This window comes from Sphingomonas parapaucimobilis NBRC 15100 (assembly GCF_000787715.1).
Classification (GTDB): Bacteria; Pseudomonadota; Alphaproteobacteria; order Sphingomonadales; family Sphingomonadaceae; genus Sphingomonas; species Sphingomonas parapaucimobilis.
On sequence record NZ_BBPI01000100.1, the window covers coordinates 1 to 18,200 of the forward strand.

27 protein-coding genes and 1 tRNA gene are annotated in these 18,200 nt (G+C 63.9%); 1 reads left to right on the forward strand and 27 read right to left on the reverse strand.

The annotated features are described in order from the left end of the window. Positions 1–226 precede the first annotated feature (226 nt). From SP5_RS17455 to rpsL, 27 genes are all read right to left on the reverse strand, one after another. Entirely contained in the window at positions 227–874 is a 648-nt protein-coding gene (locus SP5_RS17455; RefSeq protein ID WP_042491199.1) for an adenylate kinase, read from the reverse strand. Positions 875–918: 44 nt separating this feature from the next. Continuing rightward, the gene (secY, locus tag SP5_RS17460) at positions 919–2,283 is read right to left on the reverse strand and encodes a preprotein translocase subunit SecY (RefSeq protein WP_042491151.1); all 1,365 of its coding nucleotides are present in this window, start codon (positions 2,281–2,283) and stop codon (positions 919–921) included. Between the two features lie 158 nt (positions 2,284–2,441). Beyond that, positions 2,442–2,972: a 50S ribosomal protein L15 gene (gene rplO / locus SP5_RS17465; protein ID WP_042491202.1), complete on the reverse strand. Its 531-nt coding sequence runs from the start codon at positions 2,970–2,972 to the stop codon at positions 2,442–2,444. 247 nt (positions 2,973–3,219) lie between these two features. Then, positions 3,220–3,396 (reverse strand): 50S ribosomal protein L30, encoded by a 177-nt coding sequence (gene rpmD, locus SP5_RS17470; RefSeq protein ID WP_042491154.1) that lies wholly within the window; start codon positions 3,394–3,396, stop codon positions 3,220–3,222. Between the two features lie 6 nt (positions 3,397–3,402). Continuing rightward, on the reverse strand, positions 3,403–4,122 hold the full coding sequence (rpsE, locus tag SP5_RS17475) for a 30S ribosomal protein S5 (protein WP_042491158.1): 720 nt from the start codon (positions 4,120–4,122) through the stop codon (positions 3,403–3,405). Position 4,123: 1 nt separating this feature from the next. Then, entirely contained in the window at positions 4,124–4,480 is a 357-nt protein-coding gene (rplR, locus tag SP5_RS17480; RefSeq protein ID WP_007406066.1) for a 50S ribosomal protein L18, read from the reverse strand. Next, on the reverse strand, positions 4,480–5,013 hold the full coding sequence (gene rplF / locus SP5_RS17485; RefSeq protein ID WP_042491159.1) for a 50S ribosomal protein L6: 534 nt from the start codon (positions 5,011–5,013) through the stop codon (positions 4,480–4,482). The genes rplR and rplF overlap by 1 nt, the downstream gene beginning before the upstream one ends. Then, on the reverse strand, positions 5,013–5,408 hold the full coding sequence (rpsH, locus tag SP5_RS17490) for a 30S ribosomal protein S8 (RefSeq protein ID WP_042491163.1): 396 nt from the start codon (positions 5,406–5,408) through the stop codon (positions 5,013–5,015). Before rpsH ends, rplF begins: the two co-directional genes overlap by 1 nt. 12 nt (positions 5,409–5,420) lie before the next feature. Beyond that, positions 5,421–5,726, reverse strand: a complete 306-nt coding sequence (rpsN, locus tag SP5_RS17495) for a 30S ribosomal protein S14 (protein ID WP_042491166.1) — start codon at positions 5,724–5,726, stop codon at positions 5,421–5,423. A gap of 57 nt (positions 5,727–5,783) precedes the next feature. Then, positions 5,784–6,365, reverse strand: a complete 582-nt coding sequence (gene rplE / locus SP5_RS17500) for a 50S ribosomal protein L5 (RefSeq protein WP_042491169.1) — start codon at positions 6,363–6,365, stop codon at positions 5,784–5,786. After that, positions 6,358–6,675, reverse strand: a complete 318-nt coding sequence (gene rplX, locus SP5_RS17505; protein ID WP_007406132.1) for a 50S ribosomal protein L24 — start codon at positions 6,673–6,675, stop codon at positions 6,358–6,360. Before rplX ends, rplE begins: the two co-directional genes overlap by 8 nt. Then, positions 6,675–7,043 (reverse strand): 50S ribosomal protein L14, encoded by a 369-nt coding sequence (rplN, locus tag SP5_RS17510; RefSeq protein ID WP_007406105.1) that lies wholly within the window; start codon positions 7,041–7,043, stop codon positions 6,675–6,677. The genes rplX and rplN overlap by 1 nt, the downstream gene beginning before the upstream one ends. Before the next feature lie 231 nt (positions 7,044–7,274). After that, complete coding sequence (rpsQ, locus tag SP5_RS17515; RefSeq protein ID WP_042491172.1) at positions 7,275–7,547, reverse strand: 30S ribosomal protein S17; 273 nt, start codon at positions 7,545–7,547, stop codon at positions 7,275–7,277. 12 nt (positions 7,548–7,559) lie between these two features. Next, positions 7,560–7,760 (reverse strand): 50S ribosomal protein L29, encoded by a 201-nt coding sequence (gene rpmC, locus SP5_RS17520; RefSeq protein ID WP_007406063.1) that lies wholly within the window; start codon positions 7,758–7,760, stop codon positions 7,560–7,562. Beyond that, positions 7,760–8,194, reverse strand: coding sequence for a 50S ribosomal protein L16 (gene rplP, locus SP5_RS17525; protein ID WP_007406071.1), 435 nt, complete (start codon positions 8,192–8,194; stop codon positions 7,760–7,762). Before rplP ends, rpmC begins: the two co-directional genes overlap by 1 nt. A gap of 12 nt (positions 8,195–8,206) precedes the next feature. Further along, positions 8,207–8,917 carry a 30S ribosomal protein S3 gene (gene rpsC / locus SP5_RS17530; protein ID WP_042491175.1) on the reverse strand — a complete coding sequence of 237 codons (711 nt, stop codon included), beginning with the start codon at positions 8,915–8,917 and terminating at the stop codon, positions 8,207–8,209. Continuing rightward, positions 8,917–9,294 (reverse strand): 50S ribosomal protein L22, encoded by a 378-nt coding sequence (rplV, locus tag SP5_RS17535; protein WP_042491177.1) that lies wholly within the window; start codon positions 9,292–9,294, stop codon positions 8,917–8,919. Before rplV ends, rpsC begins: the two co-directional genes overlap by 1 nt. Next, positions 9,294–9,572 (reverse strand): 30S ribosomal protein S19, encoded by a 279-nt coding sequence (gene rpsS / locus SP5_RS17540; protein ID WP_037569384.1) that lies wholly within the window; start codon positions 9,570–9,572, stop codon positions 9,294–9,296. The genes rplV and rpsS overlap by 1 nt, the downstream gene beginning before the upstream one ends. A gap of 6 nt (positions 9,573–9,578) precedes the next feature. Further along, entirely contained in the window at positions 9,579–10,430 is an 852-nt protein-coding gene (gene rplB / locus SP5_RS17545; protein WP_042491179.1) for a 50S ribosomal protein L2, read from the reverse strand. A 4-nt stretch (positions 10,431–10,434) separates the two neighbouring features. Then, positions 10,435–10,746, reverse strand: coding sequence for a 50S ribosomal protein L23 (locus SP5_RS17550; protein WP_042491181.1), 312 nt, complete (start codon positions 10,744–10,746; stop codon positions 10,435–10,437). Next, positions 10,739–11,365 (reverse strand): 50S ribosomal protein L4, encoded by a 627-nt coding sequence (rplD, locus tag SP5_RS17555; protein ID WP_042491184.1) that lies wholly within the window; start codon positions 11,363–11,365, stop codon positions 10,739–10,741. The genes SP5_RS17550 and rplD overlap by 8 nt, the downstream gene beginning before the upstream one ends. 3 nt (positions 11,366–11,368) lie before the next feature. Beyond that, a complete protein-coding gene (rplC, locus tag SP5_RS17560) occupies positions 11,369–12,103 on the reverse strand; it encodes a 50S ribosomal protein L3 (RefSeq protein WP_042491188.1) in 735 nt (244 codons plus the stop codon). Positions 12,104–12,388: 285 nt separating this feature from the next. After that, positions 12,389–12,697, reverse strand: coding sequence for a 30S ribosomal protein S10 (gene rpsJ, locus SP5_RS17565; protein ID WP_007406109.1), 309 nt, complete (start codon positions 12,695–12,697; stop codon positions 12,389–12,391). 602 nt (positions 12,698–13,299) lie between these two features. Next, on the reverse strand, positions 13,300–14,490 hold the full coding sequence (gene tuf, locus SP5_RS17570; RefSeq protein WP_042491190.1) for an elongation factor Tu: 1,191 nt from the start codon (positions 14,488–14,490) through the stop codon (positions 13,300–13,302). 134 nt (positions 14,491–14,624) lie between these two features. Further along, entirely contained in the window at positions 14,625–16,700 is a 2,076-nt protein-coding gene (gene fusA, locus SP5_RS17575) for an elongation factor G (RefSeq protein ID WP_042491194.1), read from the reverse strand. A 147-nt stretch (positions 16,701–16,847) separates the two neighbouring features. Continuing rightward, on the reverse strand, positions 16,848–17,318 hold the full coding sequence (gene rpsG / locus SP5_RS17580) for a 30S ribosomal protein S7 (protein WP_042491196.1): 471 nt from the start codon (positions 17,316–17,318) through the stop codon (positions 16,848–16,850). 66 nt (positions 17,319–17,384) lie between these two features. Next, positions 17,385–17,756, reverse strand: a complete 372-nt coding sequence (gene rpsL / locus SP5_RS17585) for a 30S ribosomal protein S12 (RefSeq protein WP_007406072.1) — start codon at positions 17,754–17,756, stop codon at positions 17,385–17,387. Positions 17,757–18,060: 304 nt separating this feature from the next. Here rpsL and SP5_RS17590 point away from each other — a divergent pair. After that, positions 18,061–18,136 (forward strand) — tRNA-Trp (locus tag SP5_RS17590). Positions 18,137–18,200: the final 64 nt, after the last annotated feature.

Below are 18,200 nucleotides of genomic sequence, written 5' to 3' on the forward strand. Positions count from 1 at the left end.
TGGCAATCGCTCGCCTCTGGCCACTCCCCTCCCGCAGGCGGGAAGGGATGGGGGAGGGACTGGAGTCTCACCGAAACTATCACCCGTGCCCCTCCCCCAACCCCTCCCGGGAGAGGGGCTTTCAGTGGCTGCTCAGGCGTCAGCTGCCCGAGGAACCGGCAACGCCCAACGAAAAAGGGGCCGCTTCCTCTCGGAAACGCCCCCTCTCCATTCCATCAAAACCGAATCAGCGATCGAGGATCGCGTCGATCTCTGCACCAACGGCATCCATCGCCGCCATGCCGTCGACCCGCGTCACGATGCCGCGCGCTTCATAGATGGGCAGGATCGGCGCGGTCTTGGCGCGATATTCGGCCATACGCGTGCGCACCGTCTCGGCATTGTCGTCGGGGCGACGCTTGAACTCGGTCGAGCCGCAGACGTCGCACACGCCCTCTACCTGGGTCGGCTTGAAGCTGTCATGATAGCCCGCCCCGCACGAGGCACAGGTGAAGCGGCCGGTGATCCGCTCGACCAGCGCATCCTCGTCCACCGCCAGTTCGATGACATGGTCCAGGGTCTTGCCACGCTCCGCAAGAAGCACGTCCAACGCCTCGGCCTGCGCCTCGGTCCGGGGATAGCCGTCGAAGATCGCGCCGCCTTCCGCCTCGGCCGCGTCCAGCCGCTCGCCGATCAGCGCCGAGACGATCGCGTCCGACACCAGCTCGCCCGCGTCCATCACCGCCTTGGCCTGGAGGCCGACGGGGGTGCCCGCCTTGACCGCCGCGCGCAGCATGTCGCCGGTCGACAGCTGCACCATGCCGCGATTGGCCACCAGCCGCTGCGCCTGGGTTCCCTTGCCCGCCCCCGGCGGTCCCAGCAGGATGATGTTCACGCCCACGTCAATCTCCCCTCTTTACCCTGAAATCCGCCCGCGCCTCAGCGCAGGCGACCACCCTTCAGCTTCGCCTTCTTGATCAGATCGCCATATTGATGCGCCAGCAAGTGGCTCTGGATCTGGGTCACCGTGTCCATCGTCACGTTGACGACGATCAGCAGGCTGGTCCCGCCCAGATAGAAGGGGATCTGGAGCGCCGAGACCAGATATTCCGGCAGCAGACAGATGATCGTCAGATAGGCCGCGCCGAGCACGGTTATGCGGGTCAGCACATAATCGAGATAGGTCTCGGTGTTCTTGCCCGGACGGATGCCGGGGATGAACCCGCCATAGCGCTTGAGATTGTCCGCCGTCTCTTCCGGGTTGAAGACCACCGCGGTGTAGAAGAACGAGAAGAAGACGATGCCCGCACCATAGAGCAGCATGTACACGGGGCTGCCATGCTGCAGATACTGGTTCAGGCTGATGATGAAGTCGCCCCAGCGGCTTTCACCCGCGACGCGCTGGCCCGCGAACTGCGAGATGGTCAGCGGCATCAGCAGCAGCGACGAGGCGAAGATTGGAGGGATCACGCCCGCGGTGTTGATCTTCAGCGGCAGGTGGCTGCGATCCGCCTGCATGCCCCGTTGCGTCGCGCGCTTGGGATACTGGATCAGGATGCGGCGCTGGGCGCGCTCCATGAAGCAGATGAACAGGACGAGGACCACGACCGCGACGATGATGCCGATCAGGCGTACCGGATCGATGCTGCCGGTACGGCCGCCTTCGAGCAGGTTCACGAGCGTGGTCGGCAGATGGGCGACGATGCCCGCCATGATGATCAGCGACACGCCGTTGCCGATGCCGCGGCTGGTGATCTGCTCGCCCAGCCACATCAGGAACATCGTACCACCGATCAGCGAAATGACCGCCGCGATGCGGAAGGTCATGCCCGGCTCGATCACCGCCTGGATACCCTGGCTGGCGCCCAGCGTCTCGAGACCCACGGCGATGAAATAGCCCTGGATCGCAGTCAGCAGCACCGTGCCGTAGCGGGTATACTGGTTCAGCTTCTTGCGGCCGCTCTCGCCTTCCTTCTTGATGGCGGCAAGCTGCGGGCTGAGCGAGGTCGCGAGCTGCACGACGATCGACGCCGTGATGTACGGCATCACGCCCAGCGCGATCAGCGACATGCGGCTGAGCGAGCCGCCCGAGAAGGTGTTGAAGAAGTCGAGCACGCCGCCCGTGGTCTTCTGGCTCAACAGGCCCAGCGCGGTCGGGTCGACACCCGGCAGCGGGACATAGCTGAGCAGGCGGAAGACGATCAGCGCGCCGATGGTGAACCACAGCCGCTTCTTGAGGTCGGTGGCCTTGGCGAATTTCGCCAGGCTGATGCTTTGCGCCATCTGGTCGGCTGCGGATGCCATAGCTGTTGCGTTATCCTGGAAACGAAAAACGGCGGGATGCGTTTTGAACCGCCCCGCCGCTCATATAGGCGCGAAGACGCGCTTGTCTAACCCGGATGCAAAATCCGCCGCTGTCATGATGGCGCGAAGCCTTGTGACAGCGGCGGATCTTATCCGGTTCAGGCCTTGGCGGCGAGCTTCGCGGCGCGGGTCTGGCCCTTCTTCGCAGCGGCCTTTTCGGCGGCAGGCACGACGTGCGGAACGTCGACCGAACCACCGGCCTTCTCGACCGCTTCACGCGCCGAGGCCGACACGCCCTGCACGACGAACGACAGCTTGGTGGTCAGTTCGCCCTTGCCGAGCAGACGCACACCGTCCTTGCCGCCACGCGCCAGGCCAGCGGCCTTCAGCGCGGCGTGGTCGATCGTGCCGTCGGTCTTCAGCTTGCCCGAGTCGACCGCCTTCTGGATCGCGCCCAGGTTCACCTCGGCATAGTCCTTGGCGAAGATGTTGTTGAAGCCACGCTTCGGCAGACGCATGTGGAGCGGCATCTGACCGCCCTCGAAGCCCGCGATGGAAACGCCCTCACGGCTCTTCTGGCCCTTGACGCCGCGACCACCGGTCTTGCCCTTGCCCGAACCGATACCGCGACCGACGCGGATCTTGGACTTGCGGGCACCCTGGTTGTCGAAAAGTTCGTTCAGCTTCATGATTTGCACTCGCTTTCGCTTGTTTCGCGCATGGCCGCGATAGTCGAGAATCGCGGCCACTAGATAAAAGGAAGGGGGCCGCATAGCCCCCTTCCCCGTATTTGTCACTGTTCAATGTGACGGATGTGAGACTGGGCTTTTGAACCCCACCCCCGTTCAGCCTGAGCGAAGTCGAAGGCCACGCCGAAGCCCTTGCACTTCGACTTCGCTCAGTGCGAACGGAAGTCTGGTTAAAACCCGTAAAGCCTCAGTCCACCACCTGAACCATGTGCTGCACCTTGCGGATCATGCCGCGGACTTCAGGGCTGTCCTGAAGCTCGGAGACCTTGTGCATCTTGTTCAGGCCCAGGCCGACGAGGGTCGCGCGCTGGTCCTTGGTGCGGCGGATCGGCGAACCGGTCTGCTTGATCTTGATGGTAGCCATGGTCGCTTACTCCACGACGGCCGCGGCTTCCGCCTCGGCAGTCTGCTGGGTGGCACCGTGACCGCGACCCAGAAGGTCGGCGATCTTCTTGCCACGACGCTGCGCCACCGCCTTCGGCGAGGTCTGCTCGCCAAGGGCCTCGAAGGTGGCGCGGATCATGTTGTACGGGTTCGACGTACCGACCGACTTCGTCACCACGTCGGCGACGCCGAGCGATTCGAAGATGGCGCGCATCGGACCACCGGCGATGATGCCGGTCCCCTGCGGGGCCGAACGCACCGTCACGCGGCCCGCACCGAAATGGCCGTTGCCATCATGATGCAGCGTGCGACCGTCCTTCAGCGGAACGCGGACCATCGCCTTCTTGGCGGCAGCCGTCGCCTTCGAGATGGCTTCCGGCACTTCGCGCGCCTTGCCATGACCGAAGCCCGCACGTCCCTTGCCATCGCCGACCACGACGAGCGCGGCGAAGCCGAAACGCTTACCACCCTTCACGGTCTTCGAGACGCGGTTGATGTGGACGAGCTTTTCGATCAGCTCTTCGCCCTGCTCCTCGGTCGAACCGCGACGATCGTCGCGACGACCACGGTTGCCGTCACGGCCGCCACGGCCGCGGTCACCGCCGCCCGGACCACGGCCACGGCCGCCCCGGGGACCACGACCCTGGGTCGCGTCCTGCGCGGCGCCTTCGGCACCGGCAACGGCCACGTTGTTCTCGTCAGCCATATTAGAACTCCAATCCCGCTTCGCGTGCCGCCTCGGCCAGCGCCTTGACGCGACCGTGGAACAGGAAGCCGCCACGGTCGAAAACGACCTGCGTGACGCCGGCGGCCTTGGCCTTCTCGGCCACGCGCTTGCCGACTTCGCTCGCCGCTGCGACGTTCGCGCCCGACTGGCCGCGCGCGTCCTTTTCCAGCGTCGAGGCCGAAGCCACGGTACGACCTGCCTCGTCGTCGATCACCTGGGCATAGATGTGCTTGCCCGAGCGATGCACCGACAGGCGCGGACGGGTGCCCGCACGCGCACGCAGCGCGGTACGGTTGCGCCGACGGCGCTTCTCGAAAAGAGAGAGACCCTTGGTCATTACTTCTTCTTCCCTTCCTTGCGGAAGATGAACTCGCCGTCGTACTTGATGCCCTTGCCCTTATACGGCTCGGGCTTGCGCCAGCGGCGGATCTCGGCGGCCAGCTGGCCGACCTTCTGCTTGTCCGCACCGCTGATTTCGACGGTGGTGGCGTCCGGCGTCTTCACCTCGAGGCCTTCCGGCACGTCGATGTTGACGTCGTGACTGTAGCCGAGCTGCAGCTTCAGGGTCTTGCCCTGCGCGGCGGCGCGGTAGCCGACGCCGGTGATGACCAGCTTCTTCGAGAAGCCAGCGGTCACGCCGGTGACGAGGTTCTGCACCATGGTGCGCTGCATGCCCCAGAACGCGCGAGCGCGCTTGGTAGCATTGGCAGGCTGCACCGCGATGGCGTCCGCCTGGACGTCATAGGTGATCTCGTCGGCCAGCGGCATGGAGAGGGTGCCCTTGGGACCCTTCACGCTCAGCACCTTGTCGGCGATGGTCGCGGTGACGCCGGCCGGAACCGGGACCGCCTTCTTACCGATGCGGCTCATCAGAACACCTCCGCCAGGACTTCGCCACCGACGTTCTGCTCACGCGCTTCGGCGTCCGACAGAACGCCACGCGGCGTCGACACGATGGTGATGCCCAGGCCGTTGCGAACGCGGGGAAGATCCTGCGCGCCCGAGTAGATACGGCGGCCGGGCTTCGACACGCGCGCGACATGCTTGATCGCGGGCTGGCCCTCGAAATACTTCAGCTCGATGCGGATGCCGGCCGCGGGGCCCATCTGCTCTTCGCTGTAGCCACGGATATAGCCCTCGCGCTGAAGCACGTCGAGCACGCGGACGCGCAGCTTCGACGCAGGCGTCAGGACGGAGTCCTTGCGCGCGCGCTGGCCGTTGCGGATGCGGGTGAGCAAGTCACCCAGGGGATCGGTCACTGCCATCTCAAATGGTCCTTACCAGCTCGACTTGGTGACGCCGGGGATCTGGCCCTTGTTGGCCAGTTCACGCAGCATGACGCGAGCGAGACGGAACTTGCGGTAATACGCACGCGGGCGACCGGTGATCTCGCAACGGTTGCGGATACGGGTCGGATTGCCGTTGCGGGGGATCTCGGCCATCTTGAGGCGCGCGATCAGACGCTCGGTCTCATCGAGGCTCTGGTCGTTCGCGATCGCCTTCAGCTTCGCGTACTTGCCCGCATACTTCTTGACGAGAGCGCGACGCTTCTCGTTCTTGTTGATTGAACTCAGTTTCGCCATGGACTTAAGCTCTTTCTGTAAGGACCCCCTCCCCGGCGTGGAGAGGGGGCAGTCCGGTTACGCCGCCTTCTTCTCGTCGGCAGCGTCTTCCTTGGGGAACGGGAAGCCGAACAGACGCAGCAGCTCGCGCGCTTCGTCGTCGGTCTTCGCCGAGGTGGTCACGATCACATCCATGCCGCGCACCTTGTCGATGCGGTCATAGTTGATTTCGGGGAAGATGATCTGTTCCTTGATGCCGCAGGCATAGTTGCCCCGACCGTCGAAGGACTTGGGGTTCAGGCCGCGAAAGTCGCGAACGCGCGGCAGCGCGATCGTGATGAAGCGGTCCAGGAACTCGTACATGCGCTCGCGACGCAGCGTGACCTTCACACCGATCGGCATGCCTTCACGCAGCTTGAACTGCGCGATCGACTTCTTCGCCTTGGTGATGACGGGCTTCTGACCCGCGATCAGCTCCATCTCGGAGGCGGCCTGGTCGACGCGCTTCTTGTCCTGCGTCGCTTCGCCCACGCCCATGTTGAGCACGATCTTCTCGATCCGGGGGATCTCGTTGACGTTCTTGTAACCGAACTTGTCGGTCATCGCCTTGACGATGCTATCGTCATAGATAGCCTTCATGCGGGGCTTGTAATCAGCCATCGATCTTCTCCCCGGTCTTGACGGCCACGCGGACCTTCTTGCCATCCTGCGTCTCGAAACGGACGCGGGTCGGCTTGCCATCGGCGGTCACGTGCGCAACCTTCGAGATGTGCAGCGGAGCGGCCGTGCGCTCCAGGCCACCCTGCGGGTTCGCCTGGGTCGGCTTGCGGTGACGGGTGGCGATGTTGACGCCGTCCACGACGACCTTGCCGTCCTTCGGCATGGCGAGCGACACGGTGCCGGTCTTACCCTTGTCCTTGCCGGACAGGACGATGACCTTGTCGCCCTTCTTGATGCGTGCAGCGGCCATTACAGAACCTCCGGCGCCAGCGAGATGATCTTCATGTGCTTCTTGCCGCGAAGCTCACGCACGACCGGGCCAAAGATACGGGTGCCGATCGGCTCCTCGTTCTTGTTGACCAGCACGGCGGCGTTACCGTCGAAACGGATCACCGAGCCGTCGGCACGACGGATGTCCTTGGCGGTACGCACGATCACCGCGCGGTGAACGTCGCCCTTCTTCACGCGGCCACGCGGCTGCGCTTCCTTGACGCTGACGACGATGATGTCGCCGACCGATGCGGTACGGCGCTTCGAGCCGCCCAGCACCTTGATGCACTGCACCCGCTTCGCGCCGCTGTTGTCAGCGACGTCGAGATTGGACTGCATCTGGATCATGGATCCGCTTCCTTCTCTCTTCTGGGGAGGATACCGACCCTACCCCGCCTTAAAAAACGACCCCCGGCGCGGGCTACCGCACCAGGGGGAGAGGCCCCATAGCCACTCCTGGTCCGAAAGGCAAGCGAGTCGCTGTGCCCTTCGACCAATCCGCTCATTGCCCCGAAGGGCACCCCGAAATCCGAACCCCGCTCCTCCAGGCCGGAGAAGCGGGGTCCGAAGTCAAAGGGTTCAGCCCTCGGCCGAGGCCCGCTCGGGCGTCAAGTGGGTGTTGACCCGCTCGATCACCTTCCAGGTCTTCAGCTTGGAGATCGGGGCGGTCTCTTCGATCCGCACCGTCTCACCGGCCTTGTACTCATTGCTCTCATCGTGAGCATGATACTTCTTCGACCGACGGATGATCTTGCCGTAGAGGGGGTGCTTAACCTTCCGCTCCACATTGACGACGACCGTCTTGTCGGTCTTGTCCGAGACAATCACCCCGGTCAGCACGCGCTTCGGCATGTGTCTCGGTCCTTACTTGGCAGCCGCAGCGGTGCGCTGCGCCTGGATGGTCTTGATCCGTGCGATGTCGCGACGGACTTCCTTGACCCGGCTGGGCTTTTCGAGCTGGCTCGTGGCCGCCTGGAAGCGCAGGTTGAACTGCTCACGCTTCAGGTTGCCCAGCGCCTCGACGAGCTGGTCGTCGCTCTGGCCGGTATATTCAGTCTTGGCCATTACTCGCCTCCGAGGTGCGAGGTGTCGCCCAGGCGGGCAACGACCTTGGTCTTGATGGGCAGCTTCATCGCGGCGCGCTCGAATGCCTCGGCGGCCAGCGGGCCGTCGACGCCGTCGAGTTCGAACAGGATGCGACCCGGCTTCACGCGGGCGGCCCAGAATTCCGGCGAACCCTTACCCGAGCCCATGCGGACTTCGGCGGGCTTCGACGAGACGGGCACGTCCGGGAAGATGCGGATCCAGAGACGACCCTGGCGCTTGATGTGACGGGTGATCGCGCGGCGAGCCGCCTCGATCTGGCGAGCCGTGATACGCTCCGGCTCCATGGCCTTCAGGCCATAGGAACCGAAGTTCAGGCTGGTGCCGCCCTTCGCATCGCCGTGGATGCGGCCCTTGAAGGCCTTGCGGAACTTGGTGCGCTTTGGTTGCAGCATGTTCTTTGATCCTTAGCGGCGATGATCGTCGCGCGCCGGGCGCACGCCGGAGGTCTGAGCCTCCATCATCAGCCGGTCCTGCGCCATGGGGTCATGGCCCAGGATCTCGCCCTTGAAGATCCACACCTTCACGCCGCACACGCCATAAGCGGTGTGCGCCTGCGCTTCGGCATAGTCGACGTTCGCACGCAGCGTGTGCAGCGGAACGCGGCCTTCACGATACCATTCGGTACGCGCGATTTCCGCGCCGCCCAGACGGCCGCCGCAGGTGATGCGGATGCCTTCGGCGCCCAGACGGAGCGCCGACTGCACCGCACGCTTCATGGCGCGACGGAACGCGATACGGCGCTCCAGCTGGTCGGCCACGCCCTGCGCGACGAGCTTGGCGTCGATCTCGGGCTTGCGGATCTCGACGATGTTCAGCGACACGTCGGACGAAGTCATCGCACCCAGCTTCTTGCGAAGCTTTTCGATGTCGGCGCCCTTCTTGCCGATGATGACACCCGGACGCGCCGCGAAGATCGAGATGCGGCACAGCTTGGCCGGACGCTCGATGACGACCTTCGAGATCGCGGCCTGGGGCAGCGTCTTCATGATGAACTGGCGGATCTTCAGATCTTCCAGCAACAGGCGGCCATAGTCATGGCCTTCGGCGAACCAGCGGCTGTCCCAGGTACGGTTGATCTGGAGACGCAGGCCGATCGGATTGCTCTTCTGACCCATTATGCTTCTTCCTGCTCGCGGACGACGATGCGGAGCCGCGAAAACGGCTTCAGGATGCGGGTGGACTTGCCACGGCCGCGCGTCGCGAAACGCTTCATGGTGATCGACTTGCCGACCGACGCCTCGGCGACGACGAGCGAGTCGACGTCGAGGTTGTGGTTGTTCTCGGCATTGGCGATCGCGGAGGCCAGGATCTTGCGCGCGTCGACGGCCATCGCCTTCGTCGAGAAGGCGAGGATGTTCATCGCGTCGCCGACCTTCTTGCCGCGGATCAGCGCCGCGACCAGGTTCAGCTTCTGCGCCGAACCACGGATCTGCGTGCCGACCGACAGCGCTTCCTTGTCACCGACCTTGCGGGGGGATGCGGGCTTCGACATCAGCGCTTACCCTTCTTGTCGGCAGCGTGGCCGGGGAAGTAGCGCGTGGGCGCGAATTCACCGAGCTTCATGCCGACCATGTCCTCGTTCACCGAGACGGGAACGAACTTGCGACCATTGTAGACGTTGAAGGTCAGACCGACGAACGACGGCAGGATGGTCGAGCGACGCGACCAGGTCTTGATCGGACCTGCGCGGTTGCCAGCATCCTGAGCCACTTCGGCCTTCTTCAGGAGATGGAGGTCCACGAAAGGACCCTTCCAAACGGAACGAGCCATTGCGTGTTAGCCCTTCTTCTTGGCGTGACGGCTACGGATGATCATCTTGTCCGTCGCCTTGTTGTGACGAGTGCGCGCACCCTTCGTCGGCTTGCCCCACGGGGTGACCGGATGACGGCCGCCCGAGGTCCGGCCTTCACCACCGCCGTGCGGGTGGTCGACCGGGTTCTTCGCAACACCGCGGGTCAGCGGGCGATGGCCCTTCCAGCGGTTGCGACCAGCCTTCGCCAGGTTGGTGTTGCCGTTGTCGGGGTTCGACACCGCGCCGACGGTCGCCATGCAGTTCGCATGGATGTAGCGCTGCTCGCCCGAGTTCAGACGGACGATGACCATGCCCTTGTCGCGGCCCACGACCTGCACATAGGTGCCGGCCGAACGGGCGATCTGACCGCCCTTGCCGGGCTTCATCTCGACGTTGTGGACGATGGTGCCGACCGGCATCTGGCCCAGTTCCATGGCGTTGCCAGGCTTCACGTCGGTCTTCTTGCCCGCGATCACCTTGTCGCCGACAGCCAGACGCTGGGGCGCGATGATGTAGGACTGGTCGACCTTGCCGGCTTCGTCGGTGCCATAGTTGATGAGCGCGATGAAGGCGGTGCGGTTGGGATCATATTCGATCCGCTCCACGGTGCCCTCGACGTCCCACTGGCGACGCTTGAAGTCGATGAAACGATAGCGCTGCTTGTGGCCGCCCGCGATACCGCGGCTGGTCACATGGCCCTTGTTGTTGCGGCCGCCGGTCTTGCGCTTGCCTTCGGTGAGCGCCTTGACGGGCGCGCCCTTCCAGAGCGCCGAGCGGTCGACGAGGATCAGGCCGCGGCGGGCCGGGCTCGTCGGGTTATAATGCTTGAGTGCCATCGGCTCAGATCCCCGTCGTCACGTCAATGGACTGACCGTCCTTGAGGGTGACGATCGCCTTCTTCATGTCCGAGCGCTGGTACGGAGCGCCCTTCCACTTCTTGGTCTTGCCCTTCTGGACGATGGTGTTCACGCCGGTGACGTTCACGTCAAACAGCGCTTCCACCGCCGCCTTGATCTCGGGCTTGGTAGCACCGGGGGCGACCTTGAACACCACGGCGTTGTGCTCGCTCAGGAGCGTCGCCTTCTCGGTGATGTGCGGTGCAACGATCACGTCGTAATGACGCGGATCGACCGCCTTCTGCTGCTTAGCCATGGAAACGGGCCTCCAGCTTTTCGACAGCCGAGCGCGTCAGCACCAGGGTGTCATGCTTCAGAATGTCGTAGACATTGGCGCCAGCGGCCGGAAGGACGTTGATTTCCTTCAGGTTGCCTGCGGCCAGTGCGAACGACGTCTCGACGGCGTCGCCATCGATGACCAGCGCGGTCTTGCCGAAGCCGAGCTTGGCCAGATCGCCCTGCAGCGTCTTCGTCTTGTTACCGGCGACCGCCAGATCGTTCATCACGATCAGCGAACCCGCCTTGGCATGGCTCGACAGCGCCATCTTCAGGCCCAGGGCGCGAAGCTTCTTGTTCAGACCCGGGTTGAAGTCGCGGACGCGGGCGCCGTGCGCCTTACCACCGCCGATGAAGACGGGAGCACGACGATCGCCGTGACGAGCGACACCGCCGCCCTTCTGGCGACCGAGCTTCTTGCCCGAACGCGCGACATCGGCGCGCTCACGGGTGCCACGCGCGGTGGCGCGACGCTTTTCCAGCTGCCAGGTCACAACGCGGTGCAGGATGTCGGCGCGCGGATCGAGGCCGAAGACCTCGTCGTTGAGCTCGATGTCCGCGGCGTCGGTGCCGGCGAAGGATTGAACCTTGACCTTCACGACTTAGCCCTCCTGGCTCTCGGTGGCTTCCGGAGCAGGCTCGGCAGAAGCATTGTTGTTGGCGGCCGCCTTGATGCTGGCGGGGAACGGGGCGTCCGCGTGGCGCGAAACCTTGACCGCGTCCTTGACGATCAGCCAGCCACCCTTCGAGCCGGGCACCGAGCCCTTGACGAAGATCAGGCCGCGCTCGACGTCGGTCGACACGATTTCCAGATTCTGCTGCGTGCGGTTCTTGTCGCCCATGTGACCGGCCATCTTCTTGTTCTTGAAGACGCGGCCCGGATCCTGACGGTTACCGGTCGAACCATGCGAACGGTGCGAGACCGAGACGCCGTGGGTCGCGCGCAGACCACCGAAGTTCCAGCGCTTCATCGCACCGGCAAAGCCCTTACCCTGGGTACGACCCTGGATATCGACATACTGCCCGGCGACGAAATGGTCGGCGGCGATTTCCGCGCCGACGTCCAGCAGGCCGTCTTCGTTCACGCGGAACTCGACCAGCACCTGCTTGGGCTCGACTTCGGCCTTGCCGAAGTGGCCACGCTGCGGCTTGGCAACATTCTTGGTCTTGGCGACACCTGCACCAAGCTGGACGGCGGTGTAGCCGTCACGATCCATCTCGCGGCGAGCGACGACCTGTACGCCTTCAAGCGCCAGGACGGTGACCGGCACGTGCCGACCATCGTCCTGGAACAGGCGGGTCATCCCCAGCTTCTTCGCGATCACGCCGGTACGCATGATCCTGTTCCTTCCTCGACAGAGGCCCCCAAGAACCATTCAAGGGGGGCATATCCAGCCCGATTAAAGCGAAACGAGCCCCCGTCCCGGGCTGGCGACCGGCGAACCGGTCAGACGGGGGACGCTGCCCCGGCACCATCTCGCTTTACGCGAAACCACCGGGCGGTATCCCTTAAGAGTGCCGGATCGCGGGAGCGACCTCGGCGCGTTTTCCGGCAGCTTTGAAACCGGGAAACGCCAAAATCCCGTGGGACGGAATCGTCGACCACGGGAACGCTGGCCCTCTTACGCCAGCTTGATCTCGACATCAACACCTGCGGCGAGGTCGAGCTTCATCAGCGCATCGACAGTCTGCGGGGTCGGCTGCACGATGTCCAGCATCCGCTTGTAGGTGCGGACCTCGAACTGCTCGCGCGACTTCTTGTCGATGTGCGGACCACGGTTGACCGTGAACTTCTCGATGCGCGTCGGAAGCGGGATCGGACCGCGGATAAGAGCGCCGGTGCGGCGCGCGGTGTCGGCGATGTCGCCAGTGGCCTGATCGAGCACGCGATGGTCGAACGCCTTCAGACGAATGCGGATATTGCTGTCCATGATCCCTACCGATGCGAAAGAGCGGGCTTTCCGGTTGCGATCACGAAGAACGATGAGTGCGATCGGCTTTCCGACCGGGCACTCGACCGTTCGCCGTGAAGGCAACCCTGGGCCGAAACAAACTCTGGGTTACGGCAGTAGCGGATAAACGCCCCTGCCCTCACTAAAAGCAAAAGGCCGACTCCGGTGCTTCCGGTGCCAGCCGATTCCCTCAAGACGCGTGCCTATACGCATATGCCCGGGGGGCCGCAAGGGGGTGCGCGCGGGTTTTTGTTGGAAGGGAGGGAACCGGCCACCGATTGCTCCAAGCCCCCCCCCACTTCCGTTCAGCCTGAGCGAAGTCGAAGGCCACGCTTTGGTCTGGCCGCGGGGCGTGCACTTCGACTTCGCTCGGTGCGAACGAAGGGAGTGGCCCGATCCACCCTCACCCTTCCCACCCGCTATTGCAGGCGGCCCCCCTTCCCTCTCCCGGTGGAAGAGGGAGGGAGGCGCGTAGCGCCGGAAGTATGAGGGCAGTCGAACAAAACCCCACAAATGGAAAAGGCCGACCCCGTCGCCGGGGCCGGCCCTTCCCGAAGAAGTTTCAGGCTTTCGCCCGAGACTTACTTGTCGATCGCGCTGACGACGCCGGCGCCGACGGTGCGGCCGCCTTCACGGATCGTGAAGCGCTGACCGATGTCCATGGCGATCGGAGCGATCAGCTTCACGCCCAGAGCGACGTTGTCGCCCGGCATGACCATCTCGGTGCCCTCAGGCAGCTCGACGGTGCCGGTGACGTCGGTCGTGCGGAAGTAGAACTGCGGACGATAGTTCGCGAAGAACGGGGTGTGACGGCCGCCTTCTTCCTTCGACAGGACGTACACTTCCGACTTGAAGTCGGTGTGCGGGGTGATCGAACCCGGCTTGGCCAGAACCTGACCACGCTCGACTTCGTCACGCGCCACGCCGCGGATCAGCGCGCCGATGTTGTCGCCGGCCTGGCCCGAATCGAGCAGCTTGCGGAACATTTCAACGCCGGTGACGGTCGTCTTGCGGGTGTTGTTGATGCCGACGATCTCGACTTCTTCACCAACCTTGACGATGCCGGTCTCGACGCGGCCGGTGACGACGGTGCCGCGACCCGAGATCGAGAACACGTCTTCGATCGGCATCATGAACGGCTTGTCGAGCGGACGCTCGGGCTGCGGGATGTATTCGTCGACCTGCTTCATCAGCTCGAGAACGGCTTCCTTGCCGAACTTGTCGTTCGAACCCGACAGCGCGCAGGTGGCCGAACCCTTGACGACGGGGATGTCGTCGCCCGGGAATTCGTACGAGCTGAGCAGCTCGCGGATTTCCAGCTCGACCAGCTCGAGGATTTCCTCGTCGTCGACCAGGTCGACCTTGTTCATGAACACGACCATCGCGGGCACGCCGACCTGGCGGGCGAGCAGGATGTGCTCGCGGGTCTGCGGCATCGGGCCGTCGGTCGACGACACGACCAGGATCGCGCCGTCCATCTGCGCCGCGCCGGTGATCATGTTCTTCACATAGTCGGCGTGGCCGGGGCAGTCGACGTGCGCATAGTGGCGGTTCGTCGTCTCATACTCGACGTGCGCGGTCGAGATGGTGATGCCGCGCTCCCGCTCTTCCGGAGCCTTGTCGATGTTCGCGAAGTCGACAGCGGTGCCGCCGGTGGTCTCGGCCAGAACCTTGGTGATCGCGGCGGTCAGCGAGGTCTTGCCATGGTCGACGTGACCGATGGTGCCGATGTTGAGGTGCGGCTTGTTCCGCTCGAATTTTGCCTTTGCCATTTTCCTACCTTCTGAATCGAATTCGGTGCCGCATCCGAGGCCACGCGAACGCGGCCCCATAGCGGGTGTTGGAAGCGATTGCCAGCCCCTAGCGCTTTCGCGCCCCCAGTTGCCCCGGGGGCGCGATAGACGCTTTAGGCCATCTTCGCCTTGACCTCGTCCGCAACATTCTGCGGCACTTCGTCATAGTGCGAGAACTGCATCGAGTACTGCGCACGGCCCTGGGTGAACGAGCGGAGCGCGTTCACATAGCCGAACATGTTCGCCAGCGGGACCATCGCCTCGACCGTCTGCGCGTTGCCGCGCGTGTCGGTGCCCTGGATCTGGCCACGACGGCTGTTCATGTCGCCGATGACGTCGCCCAGATAGTCTTCCGGGGTCACGACCTCGACCTTCATGACCGGCTCGAGCAGCGTGATGCCCGACTTCTGGGCCGCTTCGCGCATGGCGCCGCGGGCACAGATTTCGAACGCCAGCGCCGACGAGTCGACGTCGTGGTACGCGCCGTCATACAGCAGGACCTCGAAGTCGATGATCGGGAAGCCGACCAGCGAACCGGTTTCTGCGGTCTCACGGAAGCCCTTCTCGATCGCGGGGATATATTCCTTCGGAATGTTACCGCCCTTGATCTCGTCCTTGAAGACGAAGCCCGAACCACGCTCGCCCGGGGTCAGCTTGACCTTGACGCGGCCGAACTGGCCGGTGCCGCCCGACTGCTTCTTGTGCGTGTAGTCGATGTCGACCGGCTTCTTGAGATATTCGCGATACGCCACCTGCGGCGCACCGACGTTCGCCTCGACCTTGAACTCGCGCTTCATGCGGTCGACCAGGATCTCGAGATGGAGCTCGCCCATGCCCTTGATGATGGTCTGGCCCGACTCGGCGTCCGAGGTCACGCGGAACGAGGGGTCCTCGCGGGCGAGACGATTGAGCGCGACGCCCATCTTCTCCTGGTCGGCCTTGGTCTTCGGCTCCACCGACAGCTCGATCACGGGCTCGGGGAATTCCATCCGCTCGAGGATGATCGGGGCGTTCTGCGCGCAGAGCGTGTCGCCGGTGGTGGTGTCCTTGAGGCCCGCGAGAGCGACGATGTCGCCCGCATAGGCTTCCTGGATGTCCTCACGGCTGTTCGCATGCATCAGGAGCATACGGCCGATCTTTTCCTTCTTGTCCTTCACCGAGTTCAGGACCTGCGACGACGTCTCGAGCTTGCCCGAATAGATGCGCGCGAAGGTGAGCGAGCCGACGAACGGATCGTTCATGATCTTGAACGCCAGCGCCGAGAAGGGCTCGGTGTCCGACGAAGGACGCTCGTCCGGCGTCTCGCCGTCGAGCTTCACGCCCTTGATGGCCGGAACGTCGAGCGGCGACGGCAGATAGTCGATGACCGCGTCGAGCAGGGGCTGCACGCCCTTGTTCTTGAACGCCGAGCCGCAGACCACGGGGACGAACGCCATTTCCAGCGTGCCCTTGCGGATCAGCTTCTTCAGCTCTTCGACCGAAGGCTCGTTGCCTTCCAGGTACGACTCCATCGCGGCGTCGTCCTGCTCGACGGCCATTTCGATCAGGTCGCTGCGATACTTCGCGGCCTTTTCCTTCAGGTCATCGGGGATGTCCTGATATTCGAACTTGGCGCCCAGCGACTCTTCGAGCCAGATGATCGCACGGTTCTCGACCAGGTCGACGAGACCCTTGAAGCCGCCCTCGATGCCGATCGGCAGATACAGGACCGCCGGACGCGCGCCCAGGCGCTCGATGATCGAGTTCACGCAGAAATAGAAGTCGGCGCCGGTGCGGTCGAGCTTGTTGACGAAGCACATGCGCGGCACGCCGTACTTGTCGGCCTGACGCCACACGGTTTCCGACTGCGGCTCAACACCCGCCACGCCGTCGAAGCAGGCGACCGCGCCGTCGAGCACGCGGAGCGAACGCTCCACTTCGATGGTGAAGTCGACGTGCCCGGGGGTGTCGATGATGTTGATGCGGTTGTCGTTCCAGAAACAGGTCGTCGCGGCCGACGTGATCGTGATGCCGCGCTCCTGCTCCTGCTCCATCCAGTCCATGGTGGCGGTGCCTTCGTGCACTTCGCCGATCTTGTAGGACTTGCCGGTGTAATAAAGAATGCGCTCGGTCGTGGTCGTCTTGCCGGCATCGATGTGCGCCATGATGCCGATGTTGCGATACTTCTCGAGCGGATGGCTGCGGGCCATGATCGATCTTCCTCAAGCGTAGGGGGGAGCCGGTTGGCCCGGCTCCCCCTTATATAGGCTGTTTGCGTGACCAGCGGAAGACCGCCGGCACCGCACCCTGAAAAGGTTGCGGCAGGACGGAAAATATTCCGGTCCCGCCGCAGTCCCTTACCAGCGGTAGTGCGAGAAGGCGCGATTCGCTTCCGCCATGCGGTGCGTATCTTCGCGCTTCTTGACCGCGTTGCCACGGTTGTTCGCGGCGTCCATCAGCTCACCCGACAGACGGGCGGCCATCGTATTCTCCGAACGGGCACGCGACGCGCCGATCAGCCAACGGATGGCCAGGGCCTGGGCACGCTCCGGACGGACTTCGACCGGAACCTGGTAGGTCGCACCGCCGACGCGGCGCGAACGGACTTCGATGCCCGGCTTGATGTTGTTCAGCGCATCGTGGAACACGCCGATCGGATCGCGCTTGGCGCGCGTCTCGACGGTTTCCAGGGCGCCATACACGATGGCTTCGGCCACGGACTTCTTACCGTCCAGCATGACCGAATTCATGAACTTCGACAGGACCTCATCTCCGAACTTGGGGTCCGGCAGAATTTCCCGCTTTTCGGGACGACGACGACGAGCCATTCTCGTATTTCCTTACAAAACTTCAGCCTTTGATGGTCGAGGAGCCTGAAAACAGGCCCGACCGGCTTACTTCGGACGCTTCGCGCCGTACTTCGAGCGGGACTGCTTGCGATCCTTCACGCCCTGCGTGTCGAGAACGCCGCGCAGCACATGGTAGCGCACGCCGGGAAGGTCGCGCACACGGCCGCCGCGGATGAGCACCACCGAGTGCTCCTGCAGGTTGTGGCCTTCGCCCGGGATGTACGAGATGACTTCGCGGCTGTTGGTCAGACGGACCTTGGCCACCTTGCGAAGTGCCGAGTTCGGCTTCTTCGGGGTCGTCGTGTAGACACGGGTGCAAACGCCGCGCTTCTGCGGGTTCTGCTCCATTGCAGGGACCTTGGACTTGGCCTTCTGCAGTTCGCGGCCCTTGCGGACCAGCTGGTTGATCGTCGGCATTGAAGCCTTCACCTTTCCATGAGGTTACTTTGCTGGAGCCATCACAGCACTTCGGAATACAAAAAGGGGCCTTCGCGGCTTTCGCCCGGCCCTCATTCGCATCCAGCAATGTTCAAGCTTGCCCGACGGATAAGTCCCGAATCCCGGAAAATCCCCTTCGTGCAGCGGCGGGCTATACGCCGGAGTCGGCCGGGGGTCAATGACGGCGCGGCCCCGCCAGGTCGCGGCCCGCGAACAATCTCGAAAATTCGTGATATTGGGTCTTGTCCCGACTCGCCAGCCGGGCTAATGGCGACCGCCTCGCAGGAGTGTAGCTCAGTTGGTAGAGCATCGGTCTCCAAAACCGAGGGCCCACGGTTCGAGTCCGTGCACTCCTGCCACTTTTCCCTGACATCGTTGGATTGGTGATACCGCGTTGGCGGTAAGCGAAGCCACGCACCTATT